Origin of the sequence: Christiangramia lutea (assembly GCF_022489035.1) — a bacterium.
Classification (GTDB): Bacteria; Bacteroidota; Bacteroidia; order Flavobacteriales; family Flavobacteriaceae; genus Christiangramia; species Christiangramia lutea.
The window spans coordinates 99,762-123,978 of the sequence record NZ_JAKVTV010000002.1; the positions used below are offsets into that span (position 1 = coordinate 99,762).

The 24,217-nt window shown below is 38.4% G+C and carries 18 protein-coding genes; 2 read left to right on the top strand and 16 right to left on the bottom strand.

All coding sequences use genetic code 11. The annotated features are described in order from the left end of the window. Window positions 1-57 precede the first annotated feature (57 nt). From ML462_RS06750 to purL, 8 genes are all read right to left on the bottom strand, one after another. A complete protein-coding gene (locus tag ML462_RS06750) occupies window positions 58-1,110 on the bottom strand; it encodes a zinc metalloprotease (protein ID WP_240713036.1) in 1,053 nt (350 codons plus the stop codon). 161 nt (window positions 1,111-1,271) lie between these two features. Then, window positions 1,272-3,080, bottom strand: coding sequence for an acyl-CoA dehydrogenase family protein (locus ML462_RS06755; RefSeq protein ID WP_240713037.1), 1,809 nt, complete (start codon window positions 3,078-3,080; stop codon window positions 1,272-1,274). Window positions 3,081-3,191: 111 nt separating this feature from the next. Next, a complete protein-coding gene (locus ML462_RS06760) occupies window positions 3,192-4,382 on the bottom strand; it encodes an acetyl-CoA C-acyltransferase (protein WP_240713038.1) in 1,191 nt (396 codons plus the stop codon). A gap of 19 nt (window positions 4,383-4,401) precedes the next feature. Next, a complete protein-coding gene (locus ML462_RS06765; protein ID WP_240713039.1) occupies window positions 4,402-4,773 on the bottom strand; it encodes a four helix bundle protein in 372 nt (123 codons plus the stop codon). Window positions 4,774-4,812: 39 nt separating this feature from the next. Further along, window positions 4,813-7,218 (bottom strand): 3-hydroxyacyl-CoA dehydrogenase/enoyl-CoA hydratase family protein, encoded by a 2,406-nt coding sequence (locus ML462_RS06770; protein WP_240713040.1) that lies wholly within the window; start codon window positions 7,216-7,218, stop codon window positions 4,813-4,815. A gap of 18 nt (window positions 7,219-7,236) precedes the next feature. Next, window positions 7,237-7,689: a MarR family winged helix-turn-helix transcriptional regulator gene (locus tag ML462_RS06775; RefSeq protein ID WP_240713041.1), complete on the bottom strand. Its 453-nt coding sequence runs from the start codon at window positions 7,687-7,689 to the stop codon at window positions 7,237-7,239. 161 nt (window positions 7,690-7,850) lie between these two features. After that, window positions 7,851-9,629 (bottom strand): AMP-dependent synthetase/ligase, encoded by a 1,779-nt coding sequence (locus tag ML462_RS06780; RefSeq protein ID WP_240713531.1) that lies wholly within the window; start codon window positions 9,627-9,629, stop codon window positions 7,851-7,853. A 123-nt stretch (window positions 9,630-9,752) separates the two neighbouring features. Next, window positions 9,753-13,430, bottom strand: coding sequence for a phosphoribosylformylglycinamidine synthase (gene purL, locus ML462_RS06785; RefSeq protein WP_240713042.1), 3,678 nt, complete (start codon window positions 13,428-13,430; stop codon window positions 9,753-9,755). Between the two features lie 266 nt (window positions 13,431-13,696). On the opposite strand from purL, the gene ML462_RS06790 reads away from it, so the two are divergent. Continuing rightward, window positions 13,697-14,260, top strand: a complete 564-nt coding sequence (locus tag ML462_RS06790) for a DUF4377 domain-containing protein (RefSeq protein ID WP_240713043.1) — start codon at window positions 13,697-13,699, stop codon at window positions 14,258-14,260. A gap of 32 nt (window positions 14,261-14,292) precedes the next feature. Here ML462_RS06790 and ML462_RS06795 read toward each other — a convergent pair whose 3' ends face one another. Continuing rightward, complete coding sequence (locus ML462_RS06795) at window positions 14,293-15,504, bottom strand: RsmB/NOP family class I SAM-dependent RNA methyltransferase (protein ID WP_240713045.1); 1,212 nt, start codon at window positions 15,502-15,504, stop codon at window positions 14,293-14,295. 162 nt (window positions 15,505-15,666) lie between these two features. Here ML462_RS06795 and ML462_RS06800 point away from each other — a divergent pair, with 162 nt between their 5' ends. Then, entirely contained in the window at window positions 15,667-16,731 is a 1,065-nt protein-coding gene (locus ML462_RS06800) for a WD40/YVTN/BNR-like repeat-containing protein (RefSeq protein WP_240713047.1), read from the top strand. A 79-nt stretch (window positions 16,732-16,810) separates the two neighbouring features. Here the strand turns inward: ML462_RS06800 and ML462_RS06805 are convergent, their stop codons facing one another. The 7 genes from ML462_RS06805 to ML462_RS06835 form a co-directional block, all read right to left on the bottom strand. Further along, window positions 16,811-17,266: a hypothetical protein gene (locus tag ML462_RS06805; RefSeq protein ID WP_240713049.1), complete on the bottom strand. Its 456-nt coding sequence runs from the start codon at window positions 17,264-17,266 to the stop codon at window positions 16,811-16,813. A 2-nt stretch (window positions 17,267-17,268) separates the two neighbouring features. Continuing rightward, window positions 17,269-17,802: a hypothetical protein gene (locus ML462_RS06810; protein ID WP_240713050.1), complete on the bottom strand. Its 534-nt coding sequence runs from the start codon at window positions 17,800-17,802 to the stop codon at window positions 17,269-17,271. 31 nt (window positions 17,803-17,833) lie between these two features. Then, on the bottom strand, window positions 17,834-18,382 hold the full coding sequence (locus ML462_RS06815) for an RNA polymerase sigma factor (protein WP_240713052.1): 549 nt from the start codon (window positions 18,380-18,382) through the stop codon (window positions 17,834-17,836). A 614-nt stretch (window positions 18,383-18,996) separates the two neighbouring features. Continuing rightward, on the bottom strand, window positions 18,997-20,823 hold the full coding sequence (locus tag ML462_RS06820) for an ABC transporter ATP-binding protein (RefSeq protein WP_240713053.1): 1,827 nt from the start codon (window positions 20,821-20,823) through the stop codon (window positions 18,997-18,999). Window positions 20,824-20,833: 10 nt separating this feature from the next. Continuing rightward, the gene (locus ML462_RS06825) at window positions 20,834-22,564 is read right to left on the bottom strand and encodes a phospho-sugar mutase (protein ID WP_240713054.1); all 1,731 of its coding nucleotides are present in this window, start codon (window positions 22,562-22,564) and stop codon (window positions 20,834-20,836) included. A 49-nt stretch (window positions 22,565-22,613) separates the two neighbouring features. Further along, window positions 22,614-23,573: a glycosyltransferase family 2 protein gene (locus ML462_RS06830; RefSeq protein ID WP_240713056.1), complete on the bottom strand. Its 960-nt coding sequence runs from the start codon at window positions 23,571-23,573 to the stop codon at window positions 22,614-22,616. Window positions 23,574-23,586: 13 nt separating this feature from the next. After that, window positions 23,587-24,105: a DUF4199 domain-containing protein gene (locus ML462_RS06835; protein WP_240713058.1), complete on the bottom strand. Its 519-nt coding sequence runs from the start codon at window positions 24,103-24,105 to the stop codon at window positions 23,587-23,589. Window positions 24,106-24,217 lie beyond the last annotated feature (112 nt).

Genomic DNA, 24,217 nt, shown 5'->3' on the forward strand with positions numbered 1-24,217 from the left:
AAATAAAAAAAGCGTTACCCTCGACGGATAACGCTTTAGATTGAAATTTGAAATTTTCTAGTTCACGAAACCAGTTCTTGGTCCGCCATCCATAAAGATAGTTCTCATACGAGCTTTTTGACCTTCTGAGAACATGTACATACATGCATCATTAGTATAATCCATATAGTTCATGGTCATATCTGTATTTCTGCAATTTACGGTAGGATAAGATGGGCATCCGTAGTTAGGTCCATCAGACTCTGGCGTATCTGCTACAAAATCATCTTGTCTACATCTACCATCACCCCAGATGTGACGAAGATTCAAATAATGACCTACTTCGTGAGTAGCAGTTCTACCTTTATTAAATGGAGCTGAAACGTATCCTGTCGTTCCAAAATATTGCGGAGCGATCACGATCCCATCTGTGGAAGCAGGACCTCCAGGGAATTGAGCATATCCAAGAATTCCGCCACCGATGTTTGCAACCCAGATATTTAGGGTTGTTGATGGAGAAACTGGTGGGTAAGCTGCTTTAACCGCATCATTTGTTCCCCACTGCGATGTTGAATTGCTGTGACGATAAACGTTTGCCAGGGTAAAAGAAATTTCAGAATCTGCCACAAGTCCTGCGAACTCTGAAGGAGTATTTGAAGCGTCGTTGTTAGAAGCTCTAAAATCGTCATTTAAAACAGCGATCTGAGAATTAATCTGCTGATCTGAGATATTCTGCTGGGAATTGCTATAAACAACATGTACAACTACTGGAATATTGATAACTCCTAAATTATCTGTAACTGGTGGTTCAGATCCTCCACCGCCATTTCCTGGTTTACCTCCTTTACCATTGTTAGATTTGGCAAGGATGGACCGGGTATTCTTTTCAATTTTATACATTTTGTCATGAAGACCTTTGTTATCGTTCAATAAACGATTCAGGTTTTTCATCGAATAACATTTTTCGGGCGCATTTTCAGACCTTTTCTCATCAGATGAGTCAGTGTAAAGATAGAAGTCACTCATGTCTACCTGAGCTTCCTGCTGTGCCGCAATGTTTTCCTGAGAATCTTGTTCACAAGAAGCAAATAGGAAAGCCAGTGCGGCCATCCCTAAATAAACTTTTTTCATAATAGCTTGGTTTTGTTTGATTTTGCGGCAATATATCTAAAAATTTAAGTTTAATTAACTTGAAATATGATTTTTTATAACACTTTTCGATGAATAATGTTAAAATTAAAAAAGCCACTCATTTAGATGAGTGGCTTTTTTCAGTTTAAAAGAATGTTTGACTAGAAACAATATTTATTTTCTGAAGTCAGCTTTTCAGCGATCGTGTTTCTTAAGGCAACTACATTTGGCATATTCTGATATTTCGTAAATCTTTTTAGGCCCATTAACATCATGCGCTGTTCATCACCTGTAGCAAAGGAACCAATTCCTTCTTTAGCTTGAGTGTTTACAGTTTCAACTGCATGGTAAAGATATAGTTTTGCCATAGCGATCTCCACTTTACGACTCTCCTCTCCATCTTTCTTCGCATTCTTTTCAGCTCTAAGAATTCCAGATTCAGCCATATAGATCTCGATAAGGATATCTGCAGCAGCAAGAAGTAGTTGTTGGTGCTCTTCCAATTGAGGTCCGAATTCCTGAACTGCACTACCAGCAACCATTAAGAAGACTTTCTTTAGTTTAGCAACCATTTCTTTTTCCTCTGCGAAAAGTTCAGAATAATCTGGCTTGTCCATGGAAGGAATTCCGGTTAATTCATCAGCTACGCTTTTTGCAGGTCCAAGAAGATCCACATGTCCTTTCATCGCCTTTTTAACCAGCATTCCTACAGATAACATTCTGTTGATCTCATTGGTACCTTCATAGATACGAGCAATACGGGCATCTCTCCAGGCAGATTCCATTGGAGTATCTGCAGAGAATCCCATTCCACCATAAACCTGGATACCTTCGTCGCTACAGTTCTGAACATCTTCTGAACAGGCAACTTTAAGGATAGAACACTCAATTGCATATTCTTCCACACCTTTCAATTCAGCTTCTGAATGTGAAGCTCCTTCTTCGAGACGGATATTTATTCTGTCTTCAATATTTTTCGCTGCACGATAAGAAGCCGCTTCACCAACATAAGCTGAAGTAGCCATTTCGGCAAGTTTTGATTTAATAGCGCCAAATTTCGCGATTGGAGTTTTAAACTGAACTCTGTCGTTAGCGTACTTTACGGCAAGATCAGTCACTCTTCTTTGGGCGTCAAGAGAAGCCGCGGCTAATTTGATTCGACCTACATTAAGGGCATTCATCGCTATTTTGAATCCGTTTCCACGCTCAGAAAGCATGTTCTCTACCGGTACCTTGGTTTCGTTAAAGAAAACCTGGCGGGTAGAGGAGGAGTGGATTCCTAATTTCTTTTCTTCTTCACCAAAGCTAATCCCATTTTCCTTATCGTTCTCCACGATAAAACCGGTGATGTTCTTGTCGTCCTCTATCCTTGCGAATACAATGAAAACATCAGCAAAACCGGCATTGGAAATCCACATTTTCTGTCCGCTGATGCTGTAATATTTACCATCATCAGAAAGAACCGCTTTGGTTTTTCCCGAATTAGCATCAGAACCTGCATCCGGCTCAGTCAAACAGTATGCACCAAACCATTCACCGGTAGCAAGTTTAGGTACATATTTTTTCTTTTGCTCCTCGGTTCCGTATAGGGTGATCGGCATAGTACCAATCCCTGTATGTGCACCAAAAGCGGTAGCCACAGAACCTGTAGCACCAGAAATATAATCACAAACCAACATGGTAGAAACGAAGCCCATTCCAAGACCATCGTATTCTTCCGGAACAGCCACACCCAGGAAACCTAGCTCCCCGGCCTTACGCATTACCTCTTCAGTTAGTTCATAATTTTTCTTTTCAAATTCTTCTTTGTGAGGCCAAATTTCACGCTCAACGAATTCCTTAACAGAATCACGCATCATTATTTGTTCCTCGTTAAAATCTTCAGGGGTGAAAACGTCCTCGCATTTAGTTTCCTTTACCAGGAACTGCCCACCTCTCAGAAGATCCTTTTTAGCTGTATCTGTGCTCATTTTAGTATTTAGATATTAGTATTAAGATGTGAGATTTAAGATTCACTCATCTTAATTATAGTTATTATTTTATTTTAAAAAGTCTCAAATCTAAGATCTCAGATCTTATGTCTAATTAAGAAATTCAAAGACTCCGGCAGCACCCTGTCCGGTTCCCACACACATGGTCACCATACAGTGCTTGTTCTTCAATTCTCGCTTACGCATCTCGTCAAAGATCTGAACCGATAGTTTCGCACCAGTACATCCAAGAGGGTGTCCCATGGAAATAGCTCCACCGTTTACGTTCAGTTTATCTTTATCAAGTCCTAATTCCCTGATCACAGCTAGAGATTGAGAAGCGAAAGCTTCGTTCAGCTCAATTAATTCAAGGTCGTCCTGCTTAAGTCCGGCTTGTTTTAGAGCCTTCGGAATTGCATGAACTGGTCCTATTCCCATAATTCTTGGTTCCACGCCAACAGCGGTATAACTTACCATTCTGGCAATAGGTTCAAGATTTAGTTCCTTTACCATGTCTTCGCTCATTACCATCACGAAAGCTGCACCGTCACTCATCTGAGAAGAGTTACCTGCAGTTACGCTTCCACCTTCAGCAAATACCGGTCTTAGTTTATTAAGAACTTCAATGGAAGTATCTTTTCTTGGACCTTCATCCTTATTCACCGTATAAGATTTCGTTTTTTTCTTACCATCTTCATCTACATAGGTTTCATCGATAGTAATAGGAACGATCTGGTCCTGGAAACGATCTTCAGCCTGAGCTTTGATCGCTTTTTGATGTGAGTTATAGGCAAATTCATCCTGATCTTCACGGGAAACCTTGTATTTATTAGCTACTGCTTCTGCAGTTAATCCCATTCCCCAGTAATAGTCTTCGTTACCTTCTTTGGCTACTTTGTAATCCGGAACAGGTTTATAACCACCCATGGGAATGTAACTCATGCTTTCGGCACCACCGGCGATCACACAATCGGCCATCCCGCTTTGGATCTTTGCCATAGCAATGGAGATGGTTTCCAGTCCGGAAGCGCAATATCTGTTTACGGTCATTCCCGGAACATCTTCGATCTTTAAACCCATTAAAGAGATCAATCTACCAACGTTCAATCCCTGTTCTGCTTCCGGCATCGCGTTTCCTACCATCACGTCGTCGATACGAGTTTTATCAAAATCAGGTAATTTATCCATCATGTACTGAATAGTTTCCGCAGCCAACTCATCTGGTCTTTTGAAGCGAAATACCCCGCGAGGAGCTTTTCCTACTGCGGTTCTGTATGCTTTTACTATATATGCTGTTTTCATTGTTTTTAGTATTTAGATATTAGATTTGAGGTTTGAGATTTTGAGAGAATTTCTTTAGAAGACTGAAATTCATCTTTTGGATCTCTATCAAATCATCTATTATCGGTTTAATATTTTCTTCAGAAATTAATTTTAGACGTTCCGAAATCAATAATTGCGTAATCAATTCGTTAGTAGAACCATTCGCAATACCCAGAAAGTTCTTAAACTCTCCGTTCGTGTTCCTTCCTGCGCCTTCAGCAATATTGGATGGAATAGAAACTGCACTTTTTCTAACCTGGCTGGTAAGGCCATATTTTTCTTCAACAGGAAACTTAGAAGATAAAATATAGACCTGCTCGGCAACTTGAATTGCCTTTTGCCAAATTTTAAGTTCCTGAAAATTGTGCATGGTTCTAATTTCTATGGTCTAAAATCTCAGATCTATTATCTAGTTTCTAAGAGGTTTCCCTTTCTTCAACATATGCTGAAGTCTTTCCAGGGTTTTTCTTTCTCCAGTAAGCGATAGGAAGGCTTCTCTTTCCAGTTCTAATAAATATTGCTCACTTACCATTTGGTTTTCTGAAAGATCCCCACCGGCCATCACATAAGCCAGCTTGTTAGCTATCTTTTTATCGTGCTCGCTGATATATTTCCCGGCTGCCATCTGGTCTGTTCCTACAAGGAAAGCTCCTAAGGCCTGTTTACCAAGAACTTTAATATCTTTGCGTTCGATTGGCTTGGTATATCCGTTTTCAGCCATTAGCATTGCGTGTTTTTTGGCAATTGCGAGTTGCCTGTCTGGATTCACCACGACAATATCCTTTCCTTTCTGAAGAAGGTTCAGGTCGTAAGCTTCGTGAGCTGAAGTGGAAACCTTCGCCATTCCAATAGTAAGGAAGTGTTCTCTTAGTCGGTTTAACTCTACATCATCTTTCTGGAAAGTATCGGCAGCTCTCAAGGTCATTTCTTTGGTTCCGCCACCACCTGGAATTACGCCAACACCAAATTCAACCAATCCGATATAAGTTTCTGCGGCTGCAACTACTTTATCTGCGTGAAGCGAAAGCTCACATCCACCACCAAGTGTCATCGCGTGCGGAGCGGAAACCGTTGGAATAGAGGAGTAACGCATTCTCATCATGGTATCCTGGAAGTACTTAATGGCCATGTTGAGCTCTTCATATTCTTGCTCTACAGCCATCATAAAGATCATCCCAATATTGGCACCTACAGAGAAGTTCTTACCATCATTAGCGACTACCAATCCCTGGTAATCTTTTTCAGCCATATCAATAGCCTTATTTAGTCCATCCAATACATCACCTCCAATAGAATTCATTTTACTTCTGAATTCCACGTTTAGGATGCCATCTCCAAGATCTTCAACGACTACGCCGCTGTTCTTGAAAACTTCTTTAGATTCCCTGATATTGTCAAGAATAATGAATGCATCCTGACCAGGAACTTTGGTTTGTTTCTTATCCTGAATATCGTAATAATAGGTATTGCCTTCCTTTACGGTATAAAAACTATTACTTCCGTTCTCCAGCATTTCATTTACCCAGGCAGCAGGTTCGTATCCCTGTTCTTTCATCATATCGATTCCTTTCTGAACACCAATCGCCTCCCATATCTGGAATGGCCCGTGCTCCCAGCCGAATCCGGCTTTCATGGCATCGTCAATTTTATAAAGCTCGTCTGAAATTTCCGGAATACGATTCGAGACATAGGCGAAAAGGGCAGAAAATGTTTTTCTGTAGAATTCTCCTGCTTTATCTTTTCCGTTTACCAGAACTTCAAAACGATCTACTACATTATCGATAGATTTGGTTTGTTCCAGGGTGGCGAAGGAAGCTTTTTTCTGATCTCGGTATTCCATGCTATCCAGGTCAAGCGATTTGATCTCACTGGAACCGTCATCCTTTTTGATCTTTTTATAGAATCCCTGTCCGGTCTTGCTCCCCAACCATTTATTTTCCATCATGGTATTGATGAAATCTGGCAATTTGAACAACTCATGCTGCTCATCATTGGGAACGTTTTCGTAAAGACCATTTGCAACATGTACTAACGTATCTAAACCAACAACGTCTACTGTTCTAAAAGTTGCCGACTTCTGTCTTCCTATTACCGGACCGGTAAGTTTATCTACCTCTTCGATGGTCATGCCCATATCCTTAACCATATGGAAAAGGCTCATAATCGAAAATATACCAATTCGGTTACCGATGAATGCCGGAGTATCTTTTGCAAGAACTGTCTTTTTACCCAGGTATTTACTTCCGTACATCTCAAGGAAATCAAGAACATCCTTCGAAGTTTCCTTTCCAGGAATAATCTCAAATAATCTCAAATATCTTGGCGGATTAAAAAAGTGAGTTCCACAGAAATGCTTTTTAAAATCATCACTTCGTCCATCGGTCATGAAGTTGATTGGAATACCGGAAGTATTAGTAGTGATCAGGGTTCCTGGTTTTCTGTGCTTTTCCAGGTTTTCAAATACCTGTTTTTTGATATCCAGTCGTTCAACTACTACCTCGATGATCCAGTCTACTTCGGATACTTTATGAATATCATCTTCAAGGTTTCCTGTTTCGATCCTGTTTACGAAATCTTTATGGTAAATAGGTGAGGGTTTAGACTTCACCGATTCCTGAAGCGAATCGTTTACGATCCTGTTTCGAACAACCTTGTCGTCCAGACTCAGGCCTTTCTTCTTCTCTTTTTCGTTCAGTTCACGCGGAACAATGTCCAGAAGTAATACTTCCACGCCAATATTGGCAAAATGGCAAGCAATACCACTACCCATAATTCCGGATCCGATCACTGCAACTTTATTAATCCTTCTTTTCATTTCTTGGTTTTTATTGTTTTATCTGATACTAATTTCTTTGGTGTAAATTTTCTTTTCCCCTATTAAATCTAATATGGTATTAGCCACCTCTATAAAAGTTTTTAGATCCTTGTCTGATACATTTTCCTTAACAGCTTCATCGAACCTAAGAACTACCCTTTTTGAGTAATCTCTCATTTCCTTTCCAAATTCGGTTAGGTGAATAAGAACGCTTCGGCCATCATTAGGATTCTTTTTCCTGATAATGAGGCCTTTTTCTTCCATAGTTTTTAAAATCCTGGAAAGACTGGTAGCTTCCATGCCCATTTTGGGTCCTAGCGAAGTAGATGGGGTGCCTTCTTCAGGGTCTATACTTAATAGCGCAAACCCTGTAGCCATTGTGCTTCCTGCTTTCCCGGCTTCCTCATTATACATTTTGGAGACTGCCATCCAGGTAGCACGCAATACATAATCTATAGTTTTTTCTTTCATCTGGATTTTGAATGAATCCAAAGTTAGGAAAAAATATTATGCATGCATAATAAAATAAGCTTAAAAATATTAATTTACTGAATTTAAGGATCTAATATTCTTAAAACAAAAAAACTCCTCTGGTTTAGAGGAGTTTTTTTTATCAGATTCTTAATAAGAATTTAGAATCGATCGTATAATTTTTCATAGAGATCACTGTATTGATCTCTAATTACACGCCGTTTTAATTTCATGGTAGGGGTTAGGTGTCCATCATCTATAGTCCATGCCTCAGGAGTAAGTTCAAATGTTTTCACTCTTTCCCATTTACCAAATTTCTGGTTGTAGAAATCAATTTCCTCCTGAATTCTTTCTTTTACAAAGTTATTGCTGGCAATTTCCTTTTCACTTCCGTCACCCAAATCTATCTTCTTTCTTTTCGCCCAGTCCTGAATGAATTCAAAATTAGGCTGAATAAGAGCAGCAGGCATTTTCTCACCATCTCCAACAACCATTATCTGTTCAATAAACCTGGACTGCTTCATAGTATTCTCTATAAGTTGAGGAGCCACATATTTTCCTCCAGAGGTTTTGAACATTTCCTTTTTCCTGTCGGTAATCTTAAGGAAACCATCCTTATCTATTTCACCAATATCACCTGTGTGGAAGTAACCACCGTCCAAAGCCTCGTTGGTCTTTTCTTCGTCTTTATAATAACCTTTCATAATGTTAGGACCTTTCGCCAGGATCTCACCATCATCTGCAATCTTCACCTCTACATTATCCAGAACTTTTCCTACTGTTCCAATACGGAATCCATATTCTCTTTCATCATTTACAGCAATTACCGGGGAGGTTTCTGTAAGTCCGTAACCTTCCATTACCGGAATTTCTGCCGCTGCAAATACACGCGCCAATCTTGGCTGTAAAGCAGCACTACCAGAAACGATTAGTTCGATATTACCACCAAGACCTTCTTTCCATTTCGAAAAGATCAGTTTTCTTGCCAGCTTCAGTTTAGTTTCATACCACCATCCGTTGGCTCCGTATGGTTCGTATTCCAATCCTAACTCCACCGCCCAGAAGAACAAATTCTTTTTGATTCCGTCCAGAGCTGTACCTTTTGCAATTATCTTGTCATATACTTTTTCCAGAAGTCTAGGAACTGCTGTAATAACATGCGGTTTCACCTCTTTAAGGTTATCACTAATCTTTTCGATAGATTCTGCGAAATACACAGAGACAGAATAGTATTGATATAGATACAATATCATTCTTTCAAAAATGTGACAAACCGGAAGGAAACTTAAAGCTACATAGGTTCCTATTTCAAAAGGTACTCTCTTGGCGCTGCCAAGTACATTACTTACGATATTGTCATGAGTTAACATAACCCCTTTAGGTCTTCCGGTAGTTCCTGAAGTATATATTAAGGTGGCCAGGTCATCTGGTTGTACCGCGGCCTTTAATTTTTCAACTTCATCCTGGTTACTTTTGTCTTCACCTTCTTTGAGAATCTCTTTCCAGTTTTTGCAATTTTCGATCTCATCAAAACTATAAACCTCTTTTAGTTGAGTTGTAGCTTTAATATTGTTGACCTTATCAAGCACTTCCTGGTCTGAAACGAAACAATAGGTCGCACCACTATGATTTAAAACATATTCATAGTCTTCTTCTGAAATCGTTGGATAGATTGGTACATTTTGAGCTCCAAGTTGAAGAATACCAATATCCATTACGTTCCATTCAGTACGGTTCGTAGTGGAGATCACTGCGATCTTTTCATTAGGTTTTATGCCTAATCTTAAAAGTCCACGGCTAACCGTATTGGCCTTATCTATATATTGTTGAGTTGAAAGTGTTTTCCATTCATTGCCATATTTTGTGGCGAATGCTTCGTCTAAAGGAAAATTTTCAAGCTGATAATAAGGAAAGTCAAAGAGTCGTTTTATGTCATTCATCAATTTGAAACATTTTGTATGTGCCTTGCAAAATAGCAAAAAAGGGGGCTACTTCAAATCGATAATTCAAAAAAGAAGGGATATTTTTATTATCCCTTCATTTTAAATCATAATTAATTCTGCTTACTGCTTCTTTTTCAGCCAATTTCTGGCATTTACGAATCCTTCCAGCCAGGGAGAAACTTCATCCTTTCTTCCTTCAGGATAGTGAGCCCAGTTCCATTGGAAAGTAGAACGCTCCAGGTGAGGCATCATCACCAGGTGTCTACCGGTGTCATCTGTTAAAACAGCCGTATTAAAATGAGATCCGTTTGGGTTAGCAGGATAACCCTCATAACCATATTTACCTACTATATTGTATTTTTCTTCCTCATAAGGAAAACTGAACTTACCTTCTCCGTGTGCTGCCCATATACCAAGTTTACTTCCTGCAAGAGTAGAAAGCATTACTGAATTATTCTCCTGGATCTCTACAGAAGTAAAGTTACATTCGAATTTATGAGATTCATTATGAATCATCTTAGGCTTTTGCTCATGATCTGGATTAATTAGTCCTAACTCAATGAATAGCTGGCAGCCATTACATACACCCAGTGATAAAGTGTCTTTTCTGGCAAAGAACTTATCTAAAGCCTGCTTGGCTTTTTCGTTGTATAAAAATGCTCCGGCCCAGCCTTTGGCACTTCCTAACACATCTGAATTTGAGAATCCTCCCACAGCTGCGATGAACTGAATGTCTTCTAGAGTTTCACGACCAGAAATAAGATCGGTCATGTGTACATCTTTTACATCGAATCCGGCCAGGTACATGGCTCTAGCCATTTCTCTTTCAGAATTAGAACCTTTCTCACGAATAATCGCAGCTTTTATTTTTGGTTGAGATTTCTCACTTTCGTTCGAAATAACAGGCAGTTTTCCAGTAAAATGTTCTGGAAATTTGAATTCCAGGGGTTGCTCTTTGTAGTTATGATATCGCTCGGTCGCTTTATCTATCCCGCTCTGTTTCTCATCAAGAAGGAAAGATGTTTTATACCAGGTATCTCTAAGCTCTGGAATATCGAAACTAAGATTAGCGCCTGTATTCTTTATTTTCAATTCTTTTCCTTCGGAAACTTTACCAATATTGAAAAACTCAACTCCGTTTTGATCCAAAATTTCTTCTACAGAATCATTCTTCGCCTGGAATACGATTCCGCAATTCTCATTGAAAAGAAGTTTTACAATGTCCTTTTCATTTAATGCCGAAAGATCAAGATTGGCACCAAGGTTTACATCTGCAAAACACATTTCCAGAAGAGTGGTGATTAGACCACCCGAAGCTACATCGTGTCCAGCAAGGATAAGGTCTTTCTTAATAAGTTCCTGTACTGTGTTGAAAGCCTCTGCAAATTTCTTATCATTTTTAATGGTTGGAACTTCACTTCCTACTTTATTCAGGATTTGAGCAAAGGAAGAGCCTCCCAGTTTAAATGAATCCTGGGAAAGATTAATATAGTAGATATCACCGCCATCTTTCTTCAAAACCGGTTCAACTACTTTGGTAATGTCGTTACAATGTCCAGCTGCCGAAATGATCACAGTACCTGGAGAGATCACCTGACCGTCCTTATATTTTTGTTTCATGGAAAGAGAATCCTTCCCGGTAGGAACATTTATACCAAGTGAAATGGCAAAATTGGAAATTCCTTCCACAGCTTCATATAATCTAGCATCTTCACCTTCATTATTACAGGGCCACATCCAGTTAGCCGAAAGTGAAATAGATTTTAAACCTTTTTCGAGTGGAGCCCAAACAATATTTGACAGAGATTCAGCAATAGAATTTTTTGATCCTGCAACCGGATCTATAAGTGCCGAAACAGGGGAGTGGCCAATAGAAGTAGCTACACCTTCTTTTCCTTTATAATCCAGGGCCATTACTCCACAGTTATTCAATGGCAACTGAAGAGGTCCGGCGGTTTGCTGTTTGGCAACTCTACCAGAAACGCAACGGTCTACCTTGTTGGTTAACCAGTCTTTACAGGCTACTGCTTCCAGTTGTAAAAGCTGATCTAAATAATCGTGTATTTTCGAAGTCTGGTAATTAACAGCCTCATAATTTCTTTTAACCGTTTTATCGGTCATGATGGTTTTTGGTGAACTTCCAAACATATCAGAAAGTTCAAGATCCATTGGTTTTTGGCCAGATTTCGTTCCTTCGAATGTAAACCTATGATCACCAGTAACATTTCCCACCTCATACATTGGAGATCTTTCACGGTCTGCCACACGTTTTAATTTGGCAATTTCATCTTCACCTATAACCAGTCCCATTCTTTCCTGGGATTCGTTACCTATGATCTCTTTTGCTGAAAGGGTTGGGTCCCCAACTGGAAGCGCGTCAAGGTCTATCTTACCGCCTTTTTCTTCTACAAGTTCACTAAGGCAGTTTAGATGTCCACCGGCTCCATGGTCATGAATGGATACAATAGGGTTTTCTTCACTTTCAACCATTCCCCTCACGGCATTCGCCGCACGCTTTTGCATTTCGGGATTGGAGCGCTGAATGGCATTAAGCTCAATTCCGCTGCTGAATTCACCGGTATCTGCTGAAGACACAGCAGCACCACCCATTCCAATTCTATAATTTTCTCCTCCTAAAACAACTATTTTGTCACCTTTATTCGGAACATCTTTTATAGCCTGATTTTCTTTTCCGTAGCCAATTCCACCGGCAAGCATGATAACCTTATCATAACCTAATGCCCTGTCATGTTCAGAATGTTCAAACGTAAGTACAGATCCCGAGATCAAAGGCTGACCAAATTTATTTCCAAAATCGGAAGCTCCGTTGGAAGCTTTTATAAGGATATCCATTGGAGTTTGGTATAGCCAGTCCCTTTCCTTCATTCCGTTTTCCCATTTTCGATTTTTTTCCAAACGCGAATAGGAAGTCATATAAACCGCTGTTCCTGCTAGTGGGAGAGAACCTTTACCTCCTGCAAGCCTGTCGCGAATTTCTCCACCACTTCCGGTAGCAGCTCCGTTAAAAGGCTCAACAGTCGTCGGGAAATTATGAGTTTCAGCTTTAAGAGAAATTACCGAATCAAAATCTTTAACCTGGTAATATTCGGGTACATCTGCAGCTTTAGGAGCAAATTGTTCTACTCTTGGTCCTTTAACGAAGGCGACATTATCTTTATATGCTGAAACTATATCATTTGGATTTTCTTCAGAAGTCTTCCTAATGAGCTTGAATAAAGAAACCGGTTTCTCTTCACCATCGATCACAAAAGTTCCGTTAAAGATCTTATGGCGACAGTGCTCAGAATTTACCTGGGAAAATCCGAATACCTCAGAATCGGTCAATTTTCTCCCTAGCTTTTTTGCTAAATCTTCAAGATAGGTTACTTCTTCTGCATTAAGAGCTAATCCTTCCTGCTGATTGAATGTTTCAATATCATCCACCTCAATGATAGGAGCGGGATTAATGTGGATATCGAAAATGTCCTGATCCAGCCCGTCATATTTTTGAGAAAGCATAGGATCAAAATCATGGAAATGCTCGTCTACTCTCAAAAACTCCTCGATTCTTATCAAGCCGTGTATACCCATGTTCTGAGTAATTTCAACAGCATTAGTACTCCATGGAGTGATCATTGCCGCACGTGGACCAACAAAAAAATCTGCCAGTGCAGATTTATGAATTTGTTGAGTGTCCCCAAAAAGCCAGTTAAGTTTAGAAATTTCCTGGGCTGAAAGTTCTGAGTGTGTTTCCACCGCAAAGATCTTGGTAGTTTGGTTTCCGAAGAAAAGGATCATTTAAGTTGTGTTTGTGTTGTTTTTTAAAGGCACAAATTTACTTTTTTATACCTAATACTTAAAATTAATAGTCAGAATAATTCTCAATACTGGTTATATGAAAATCGGAAACGAAATTTTATTTAGAAATGAGATTAAGCGAAAAGGAAAATTAATCCAAAAACAATAATTTTTAACTCAATAACTTGAATAATAGTTATTTATGTCGATGAAAGGTAAGTGTCTTTGATTTATTTCTTATCTTGTTGTAATCAATCAGCTACATCATGAAAAACAAATTACATCTTGCCGCAATCATTTTATCCATGTTTCTTTTAACCGGATCTGCATGTTCATTTAAAGGAGGACCTATAGGTAACGTGGAAATTGTAGAACTTAGAGTTAATCATTTCAAACAGACCGCTATTGGATTAATTCCGCAGCTAGTTTTACAGATTCAGGAGGAAGAAGAAATAGGTACCGATAACTGGTCTTTTTGGTATGACGAGATTGTTCGCTTCGATTTTGAACCAGGGTATGTTTATGACCTGAAAGTTAGAAAAATCGAGGTGGAGAATCCTCCTCAGGATGAATCCTCGATAAAATATATTATGATTAATGTCTTGTCTAAGGAAAAGGTCTCTGCAGATGAGCAATTTAAAATTGGATTGAAGAAATTCGGAGAAAATTTTATTCAGGGTATAAATCCGGAATATTCCCTGTTGTATGAATATAATATAGATTGTAATAGTTTCTGTGATCAACTAGAGGAGAAACTTGATGATCCCGAACTAACAGGAAACTTTATTCATGGGCCAGACCAAAGTCTGATACTTCAATCCTTGAATTAAAAAAAAAGCGACCAACCGGTCGCTTTTCTTAATTATTCTTTCTGGAGGGCTGCCATATAAAAACCATCGTATCCACTTTCACTTGAAAGAATACTCTTTTCTTTCAGTAGCCTGAATTGTTTTCCTTCCTCGGTTTTAAGGAAATTCTGTACCTGTTTCTGGTTTTCAGACGGTAATACGGAACAGGTCGCATATACCATTTTACCGCCCTTTTTTACGATTTTGGAATATTGCTCCAGGATTTCCAATTGCGTGTTCCTGATTCTGTCCAGGAATTCTGGTTCGAGTTTCCATTTAGCATCTGGATTTCTACTTAGAACTCCCAGTCCACTGCACGGAGCATCGATAAGTACGCGATCTGCAGAGCCATATAATTTCTTGATCACTTTGTTTGAGTCAATACTTCTTGTTTCTACATTATGCGCTCCGGCACGTTTTGCTCTTCGTTTTAATTCCTTGAGTTTATTACCATATATATCTAAAGCGATTATCTGACCCTTATTTTCCATCAAGGCTGACAGATGAAGAGTTTTTCCACCGGCACCGGCACAAGTGTCAACTACTCGCATTCCAGGTTCAACATCCAGGAATTCAGCTACTCTTTGAGAACTTGCATCTTGAACTTCAAAAAGTCCTTCTTTGAATGCTTTGGTTCTGAATATATTTGCTCTTTCCTTTAATACAAGTGCTTCAGGATAATTTCTGAGATTGAAGGTTTCAATCCCTTCTTCTTTGAGCTTTTCCGCAAGATCTTTAGCCGTAGTTTTTAGTTTGTTTGCTCTAATTACAACCGGGGCCTGTTCGTTTAAAGCATGTATCTCTTTCGTCCAGACTTTCTCTCCCAGTTCCTTCACACCTAAATCATCCATCCAGTCTGGAACCGATTCACGGAATTTTCTTATTCTGCTTAGTTCATCAAACTTGCCTTTTATGCGTCTTTCCGGTGTTTTTTCAAATTGAGGCCAGTCGGGGATTTTTATTCCACGTAGTACACACCATACCGCGAACATCCTGAATAGGTCTTCCCTTTTAAAAGGCTCTTTTACTTCGGCAATTTCAGCATATAATCTCTTCCATCTAACAATGTCATAGGTAGTTTCTGCAATAAAGCTTCTATCTCTCGATCCCCAGCGTTTGTCCCTTTTAAGCGTTTTCTCTATAACCTTGTCGGCATAATTACCTTCATTAAATATTTCGGCAAGAGCATCAACGGTTGCAAATACAAGATTCCTGTGTAGGCGCATAAATATTCTTTAAGGCGGCAAAGTTACGTTTTTTTGAATCGGATTAATTTATATTTGAATCAAATTCTAGGTAGACGATGTCATACGCTGGCTTTGTGAGAAATTAAGATCTGATTTTCGTCCTAAAACATTTCTGTCTTAAAATAAAACACCAATACAAGAATGAAAAAATTAAGTTTTTTATTGATATTACTAACTCTTGCCTGTAAGAATAATTCAGGGGAAGAAGAAAAAACTGAAGCTAAATTAGAACTGAAACCCTTCACCTCTGTAGAAGCCGAAATTATCCTGGAAAATGATTCACTTAGTATTAGGGCAATCGAAGTAATGGGAAATAATCTGGCCTTTGCAGCAAACGGGGGCACCTATGGATTGTATAATTCAGCAAGTAACCGGTGGAAGATCAATACTCAGGAATTAGATACCTTAAAACCGGAATTCAGGGCGGTGGCGAGTACTTCAAACGACTTTTTTATGTTAAGCGTGGCCAATCCGGCATTGCTGTATAAAACAGGAGATAGTGGAGAGATGGAGCTGGTTTACAGGGAGGATGATGAAAAAGTGTTTTATGATTCAATGATTTTCTGGAATGACCAGGAAGGAATCGCCATGGGAGATCCTACAGATGGATGTATTTCTATCATTATTACTAGGAATGGAGGTAAGAGCTGGAATAAAATCAATTGCAAAGATCTACCGAAGGCGATAGAAGGGGAGGCGGCTTTTGCTGCCAGTAATTCAAATATCGCTATTTATGAAAATCATACCTGGATAATTACGGGAGGAATGAGTTCCAGAGTGATGTATTCTCCAGATAAGGGTAAAACATGGGAGGTTTATAAAACTCCTTTAACCCAGGGAAAGGCGACAACAGGAGGTTATAGTATTGACTTTTTCGATGCTAAAAACGGTGTAATCATTGGAGGTGACTATACAAAACCTGAGTTAAAAACTGCAAATAAGGCTATCACAAATGATGGTGGAAAGACCTGGGAATTAATGGCTGATGGGCAAGATCCAGGTTATAAAAGCTCGATTAGATTTGTGCCAAATTCTGAGGGAAAAGCATTGGTAGCTACAGGATTCACAGGAATAGAATACAGTCAGGACCGTGGTGAGAACTGGGTAAGGCTCTCTGATGAAGGATTCTATACTCTCAGGTTTATAAATGATTCAATAGCATATGCTGCCGGTAAGGGTAGGATAGCTAAATTGACCTTTCGGTAAAAAGAAAATAATCCGGCAAAATTTAAACTGCCGGATTATTAACTACTAACTAACCAAAAAACTAAATATGAATAGATTTCTATTCACTTTCTTCATTGTCTTTACGGTCTCTTTTTGACCGGTATTCCTTTATAAGCTTTTTATGAAACTCGTCTTCGAGCTTATGTAATTTTATAATGTCTTTTGCTGAAATTATTTGTTTAAGATCTTTAAACAGCTGCTTTTTGATCTTATATTCTTCATTCTCTACTGAGAGGAATTCGTCTATAAGATTTTCAGCTTCATCTTCTGAAATGCATTCAACATTTTTAATGTCTATATGTTCTCTTTTATGAAGTTCACGCCTTTCTTTTTCGTATTTATTGTAGATAGGCCAGAATTTTTCAGCAGTTTGTTCATTCAAATTGAGTTCCTGGGTGAAAAAAGCAACCTTCAATGCTTTAATTCGTTCTCTTTGAGAATCCCGATCTTCTTCCTGGGATAATACAGGTAAAGTCGTTAAAAGGAAACAAAAAATGACAAGTATTTTTTTCATATTTAATCTAAAATAAAAGATGGGTCATCGATATTTTCATCAATATAATCAAAGGCTGCTTCAGAATTAATATCGTTAAAATCCTCTTCATCTATCAGCTGTTCATTTTTAGAAATAAATTCTGAATAATCCGAGGTATTTAGTTCAATATATCCCATTTCATATCCTTCATCTATATAATTCTCCATTGCAGAAATTTCAAGGTCATCCCAGCCGGGAGTATACTCCGGTCTGGTTTTAAAAACATCTCCAATCATCATGATAAATAAAGCAGCTACTGCAGCAGCATAATATAAGTACTCCTTTTTAAACAGGTTTATGACCTTTGATTCTTTCTTGGCAGATCTAGCCAGAATCTTATCCTCGAGGTTTTCAAAATAACTATCAGGGACTTTAAAACCGGAATTCTTCTCAGAAGGAAGCAAAGATTTTGAGTCATCGAATTTCTGCATCATTCTTTCTTCAAGATTCTCAAAATAATTTTCGGGAACCTTGAAGGGTGAGTGGTTTGATATGTTCTTTTTTTGCGGACTCATTAATTATTTGACGCTTTTTTATATAAAAGGTTTAATTTGACTTTAAATAATCCTCTATTTTTTTTGATGCGATATGGTAAGAGGCCTTCAATGCTCCTTCACTGGTTTCCAATATTTCGGCCATTTCGCGATATTTTAATTCTTCAAAATACTTCATATTAAAAACCTGTTGTTGTTTATCTGGTAGACTGGCTATAGCTTTTTGAAGTTTCAATTGAATTTCTTCTCCTTCAAAATAAACATCGCTTTCAAGATTATCTATGATCTGATTTTGTAATTCTTCTGAAGTGATCTGCAATCTTCGGGCCTTTTTATTCAAAAAGGTTATAGATTCGTTCGTGGCAATACGGTACATCCAGCTGTAGAGTTTACTATCACCCTTAAATTGACCAATATTCCTGTAGATCTTTAAAAAAGTGTTCTGAAGGATATCATCGGTATCGTCATGATCTTTAACCATATTTCTGATATGCCAGTAAAGCCTCTGCTTATATTCAGAAATAAGATCCCGGAAAGCCTCTTGAGATGTAGAGCTGTTCTTTAGTTTTTCTACAAAATGACTTTCAGAATTTTTATCCACAGGCTTTAGATTTCTTTTTTCAGGCTATAAAGGTATTGAAAACATTAAATTTTTTCCTCTCATTTAAAGTACCTTGTTATGTAAGAGTTTAGACCTGATTTAAGTTACTTTAATCGATGAAGTGTATTAAAAAACAGATAAAAGGCAATTTTAACTTTGTTAGGCATTAAAATTTTTTACCTTTACGGCCTTAATTGATTTAATCTTTTTTTGCCCCAAACAAAATTAAATTGGATCGCCTTATTCTCACCAGCCCCAAGGTGAGAATATTTTTAGAAATGGGTAGTATGTTTATACTGCCCATTTTTTTATGCTACAGGTGGTTTAGTCATTGAATCATAGTACTTAAACCCGCAGAAATATTTCTCATCTTGTTTTTTTGGTCAATGGTGTTGAAAGCCCAAAGTATATAACTTTAGGTTGTAGAACTTCTTTGATTAGGGAGTTCCAATGATATTTGATACTCTTATTTGAAATATTGGTTTGTGCCCTTAAACTGGTTTCTGAAATAAGTTCAGGTAGGATAGATGAGAAAAATGTAGTCTGATTGAAGGATATTAAGAATTATCCCGAACTAAATAAAAAAAGCCTGGAGTTTTCTTCAGGCTTTTTTATTAATCGAAAGATTGCATATCTACGAGTTTCTTGTAGGTGCCATTAGAGGATATTAATTCCTGATGCCTACCCTGTTCAACGATCTCTCCTCGCTGCATGACTACAATAGTATCTGCATTCTGGATCGTAGATAACCTGTGGGCAATTACTACCGAGGTTCTGTTTTTCATCATATTCTCCAATGCCTTTTGAACCAGCTTTTCACTTTCAGTATCCAGGGCAGAAGTAGCCTCATCCAGTATCATTACCGGAGGATTCTTAAGTACAGCTCTTGCTATGGAAAGTCTTTGTTTTTGCCCTCCACTTAATTTGTTTCCACTATCTCCAATATTGGTATCAAGTTTTCCTGGTAAATCTTTAACAAATTCCCAGGCATTGGCGATTTTTAAGGCTTCAATGATTTCTTCATCGCTAGCATCTACCTTTCCAAGAGAAACATTATTCCTAATTGTGTCATTAAAAAGTATGGAATCCTGAGTAACCAGCCCCATAAGGTCTCTTAGAGATGCCTTTTTGATCTCTCTGATATCTTTTCCGTCCACTTTTATTGCGCCTGAATCAACATCATAAAACCTTGTGATCAAATTGGCTATTGTAGATTTTCCTGATCCTGATTGGCCAACCAGGGCAACAGTTTCACCCTTGGGAACCTTTATACTGAAATTCTTTAATACGCGTTCATCTTTTTCATAGCTGAATTCGATGTTTTCGATACTTATTTCAGAATTGAATTCTTTTTTATCAATGGCATTCGGTGCGTCTATGATGGTTGAAGGCGTTTCCAGTACGCTTAGAATTCTTTCGGCTGCCGCATTCCCCTTTTTAACGCTATACGTAGCTTTAGAAATTTGCTTTGCCGGAGTAAGAATATTATAAGCAAGCCCTAGAAACGCGATAAAAGTTGCCGCATCAAGGCTTCCATCTACAAGAACCATATTTCCACCAAACCAAAGAATGATCACGATCACAAAAATTCCCAGGAACTCACTGGTAGGCGAGGCCAGGTTCTGACGGTTTACTAGTTTGTTAAGAATGTGGTTCAATCTATTTGTAGAATCCTGAAACCTGTGGTAGAACTTTCTTTCTGCATTGAAACCTTTTACGATCTTAAGACTGGAAAGGGTTTCTTCTACAATACTCAAAAAATGACTGTTTTCTTCCTGAGCCAGGTTAGATTGCTTTTTTAATTGCTTTCCTATAATTGAGATTATAAATCCTGCAACCGGAAGAAATATAAATACAAAGAGCGTTAGTTTAGCGCTCATCAACAGCATGGCAATGATCGTAAAAAGGATAGTCAATGGTTCTCTTACAATCAATTCCAGAATCGAAAGAAAAGAATTCTGTACCTCATTTACATCGGCTGTTATCCTGGAGATCGTATCTCCTTTTTTCTTTTCAGAGAAATAAGAAACAGGTAATTCCAGAATTTTCTTATACATCGCATCGCGAAGATCACGAAGAACTCCGTTTCTTAAAAAGGTTAGAAAGAAAGAACTCAGGTAACCGAAGAAATTCTTCAGAAAGAATAAAAGCACTACAATTCCACATATAAAAACCAGGGCTGCAACTTCATCTTCATTCACCCGCTGAGTTACCTCGTAGTTGAAATAGTCGGTTACATAATCTTTAGCCTTGCCAATGCCTTCCCAGACTGGCTTTTTTGATACTCTTTTGGTTTTATCGAATAACACCTGGATAACAGGGATCAGGGCGATAAAAGAGAGAGTACTGAAAATAGCGTATAGAACGTTGCAAATAATATTCAATATCGCAAATCGCTTATAAGGGATTGCGAATTGAAGTATTTTACGGAAATAGGTCATTTAATAATAGTTAGCCCAGTTGTAATTCTTGTCTGATTCGGGCAATTTTGTCACTCAATTTTTGATCTTCCCTCTCGTAATTCTCTACTGAGTCCAGATCTGTATTTACACTGATGTAGAATTTGATCTTTGGCTCAGTACCACTTGGCCTGGCCGCGATCTTGGTTCCACTTTCGGTATAATAGATGAGTACATTAGATTTAGGAATATCGATAGTGCTTTGGGTGCGATCCTGAAGGTTCCTGGCTACCGAGGATTTATAATCTTCTATGAGTACAACCTTTTCTCCATCGATCTCTTCCCATGGATTTTCACGAAGGTCGATCAACATTTGTTTGATCTCTTTTTCTCCTTCAATACCCTTCTTAACCAGGGATATCAATTCTTCCTTATATAGTCCGTATTGCGTATAAAGCTCAAGTAATTTTTGATAAAAGGAATTGCCTTCTCCCTTCATTTTCGCAGCGATCTCACAAGCGAGAAGGGTAGCGGTAACCGCATCTTTATCTCTTACGAAGTCACCAACCATATAACCGAAACTTTCTTCACCACCACCAATAAAATCTAGTTCAGGATGATCCTTGATAAGTTTTGCGATCCATTTAAAACCGGTAAGCACCTCTTTGTATTCCACACCATATTCTTCGGTAAGGTTTTTGAGCATTGGGGTAGAAACGATGGTAGAAGCGACAAATTCATTACCTTTTAATTTTTTCGAATTTTTCCACTCTTCCAAAAGGAACCAGGTCATAACCAGCATGGTTTGATTACCATTAAGCAAGATCATATTTCCGTTTAGGTCACGCACGGCTACTCCAAGACGATCACAATCTGGATCTGTACCAATAACGATATCAGCATTTTCTTTATCGGCAATTTCAAGGGCCATCTTTAAAGCTTCGGGCTCTTCTGGATTTGGAGATTCTACAGTTGGGAAATTCCCGTTAGGTTTTCTTTGTTCCTCAACGATATGAACATTGGTGAAACCAGCTTTTTCCAGTACTTCTGGAACCATGGTGATCGAAGTTCCGTGTAAAGAAGTAAATACGATCTTTAGATCTTCGCGAGCCGAAGAAGTGGTGTCGAAACTTCCATTTTCAACTGAAGCTTCAGCAAAAGCCTTATCTACTTCAGAATCAATTTTCACGATGAGATCTTCGTTCGCATCGAATTTTATAGCGCTGTAGTCAAGATTATTAATAACACCTATTAATTCTGAGTCCTGGGGTGGGACCAATTGACCTCCATCTTCCCAGTATACTTTATATCCGTTATACTCAGGCGGATTATGACTTGCGGTTAAAACAATCCCACACTGGCAGTCCAGGTGCTTAACTGCAAAAGAAAGTTCAGGCGTAGGCCTTAATTCAGAAAAAAGAAAAACCTTGATACCATTGGCTGAAAATACATCGGCCACAACCTTGGCTAGTTCCTGACTGTTATTACGGCAATCATAAGCTATAGCTACTTTAATTTCCCTGTTAGGGAAAGATTCTTTCAGGTAATTTGAAAGTCCCTGAGTGTTCTTGCCAAGAGTATATTTGTTGATGCGGTTAGTTCCCACACCCATCACACCGCGCATTCCACCAGTGCCGAATTCAGCATTCTTGTAAAAGCTTTCTTCAAGTTCTTTCGGGTTCTCGTCAATCAGTCTTTTAATTTCAGACCGGGTGTCCTTATCAAATATATCGGTAAGCCATTCTTCAGCTTTCTGAAGAATTTCAGGTTTATTAGTAGCCATAATTAGATTGTTTTGCTGAACAAAAATAACGATTAAAACCAGAATGCTCCTAAATATTAGGAGTGGTTTTCTTTATTAGGTAACGTTCCTTATCGCGTTTTGATCTCAGGATAAGTTCCCCAAGGAAACCTGCAAGGAAAAACTGGGTTCCTATAACCATCACAATAAGAGCTATATAGAACCAGGGGTTATCTACTACCAGGATGTTAGGCATGCCATGGTATAATTTGTATAGTTTCGATAGGCCTATCCAGCCGGCAGTGACAAAACCAATAATGAACATCAACACACCAAGTGCTCCAAAAAGGTGCATAGGTCTTCTTCCGAATTTAGATAGGAACCAGATGCTAATTAGGTCTAAAAATCCATAGATGAAACGATTGACCCCAAATTTAGTAGTACCGTATTTACGGGCCTGGTGTTGTACTTCCTTTTCGGTGATCCTATAAAAACCCGCATTTTTAGCGAGAACAGGAATATACCTGTGCATTTCTCCGTAAACGTCTATATTCTTGATCACTTCTTTTCTGTAGGCCTTCAATCCGCAATTAAAATCATGCAATTTTACTCCGGAAGTTTTCCTGGCTGCGGCATTGAAAAGTTTTGAAGGAAGGTTCTTGGTAAGCACATTATCGTAACGCTTCTTTTTCCATCCGGAAACCAGGTCATTTTCGTCCCTAATGATCATATCATAAAGTTCCGGGATCTCTTCCGGATTGTCCTGCAGGTCGGCATCCATGGTGATGATCACGTCTCCTTCAGCTTTCAGGAAGCCTGCATGAAGCGCCTGCGATTTTCCGTAATTTCGGTTAAATCGTATTCCTTTAACACGATCGTCATTTTCAGAAAGCGCCTCTATAGTTTGCCAGGAGCCATCAGTACTTCCATCATCTATGAATATGATCTCATAAGAAAAGGAATTGGATCGTAAAACCTTTACGATCCAATTATATAATTCAACAAGAGATTGTTCCTCGTTTAAAAGTGGTATTACAACCGATATTTGCATAAGTTATGCTTTACTATCCCAGAGCCGGATCTTTCTTCTTCATAATCGCTCCAGCGATCAAAGATATAAGTAATCCGAAGAATAAGCTTGAAATTAGCGTCATAGTTGCAAAAAACCAGGGTTTCATGGTAAATTCAGTCATTTTCATGTTAGTCTCGATTTGAGAATCGGTCAATCCCTGATCTGACATGTTTTGATAGGCAGTTTCTTTTACAATGTCTATGAATTCCGGATATATAAAACTATAATGAACATAAGCATAGATCGCACCTACAAGGCCTCCAATAGCGGCAGTAGCCAGACCCACTTTCAATGCTTCTTTTATGCTTAAATAATTATTGTTTTTTGATTTGTAGCTTTTTATAGCCATCGATAAAATAGCAATGGTAACTACTATATTTACTACACTTAATATCCAGTTTTCCTGAGACAGGTTAAAAGCATAAATTAAAACAAGTACTAAAATAGTATAGGCTGCCAATAATAAACCGTAAGTGTAGGCAATTGGCTTAATTGAAGGAGAATTTTCCATAATTTGATTGAAGATTGATTAATTTAGCAGTTAGTTAACAAATATAGGAAAACGTTACATTTAAATTTCAGTAAAAAGTTTTTTCAAATTTATTTGTAGTTGAGAAGTTATT

Coding starts and splice junctions, on each gene's coding strand:
- ML462_RS06750 (WP_240713036.1), bottom strand. CDS start 1,110: ATGAAAAAAGTTTATTTAGGGATGGCCGCACTGGCTTTCCTATTTGCT.
- ML462_RS06755 (WP_240713037.1), bottom strand. CDS start 3,080: ATGAGCACAGATACAGCTAAAAAGGATCTTCTGAGAGGTGGGCAGTTC.
- ML462_RS06760 (WP_240713038.1), bottom strand. CDS start 4,382: ATGAAAACAGCATATATAGTAAAAGCATACAGAACCGCAGTAGGAAAA.
- ML462_RS06765 (WP_240713039.1), bottom strand. CDS start 4,773: ATGCACAATTTTCAGGAACTTAAAATTTGGCAAAAGGCAATTCAAGTT.
- ML462_RS06770 (WP_240713040.1), bottom strand. CDS start 7,218: ATGAAAAGAAGGATTAATAAAGTTGCAGTGATCGGATCCGGAATTATG.
- ML462_RS06775 (WP_240713041.1), bottom strand. CDS start 7,689: ATGAAAGAAAAAACTATAGATTATGTATTGCGTGCTACCTGGATGGCA.
- ML462_RS06780 (WP_240713531.1), bottom strand. CDS start 9,629: ATGAATGACATAAAACGACTCTTTGACTTTCCTTATTATCAGCTTGAA.
- purL (WP_240713042.1), bottom strand. CDS start 13,430: ATGATCCTTTTCTTCGGAAACCAAACTACCAAGATCTTTGCGGTGGAA.
- ML462_RS06790 (WP_240713043.1), top strand. CDS start 13,697: ATGAAAAACAAATTACATCTTGCCGCAATCATTTTATCCATGTTTCTT.
- ML462_RS06795 (WP_240713045.1), bottom strand. CDS start 15,504: ATGCGCCTACACAGGAATCTTGTATTTGCAACCGTTGATGCTCTTGCC.
- ML462_RS06800 (WP_240713047.1), top strand. CDS start 15,667: ATGAAAAAATTAAGTTTTTTATTGATATTACTAACTCTTGCCTGTAAG.
- ML462_RS06805 (WP_240713049.1), bottom strand. CDS start 17,266: ATGAAAAAAATACTTGTCATTTTTTGTTTCCTTTTAACGACTTTACCT.
- ML462_RS06810 (WP_240713050.1), bottom strand. CDS start 17,802: ATGAGTCCGCAAAAAAAGAACATATCAAACCACTCACCCTTCAAGGTT.
- ML462_RS06820 (WP_240713053.1), bottom strand. CDS start 20,823: ATGACCTATTTCCGTAAAATACTTCAATTCGCAATCCCTTATAAGCGA.
- ML462_RS06825 (WP_240713054.1), bottom strand. CDS start 22,564: ATGGCTACTAATAAACCTGAAATTCTTCAGAAAGCTGAAGAATGGCTT.
- ML462_RS06830 (WP_240713056.1), bottom strand. CDS start 23,573: ATGCAAATATCGGTTGTAATACCACTTTTAAACGAGGAACAATCTCTT.
- ML462_RS06835 (WP_240713058.1), bottom strand. CDS start 24,105: ATGGAAAATTCTCCTTCAATTAAGCCAATTGCCTACACTTACGGTTTA.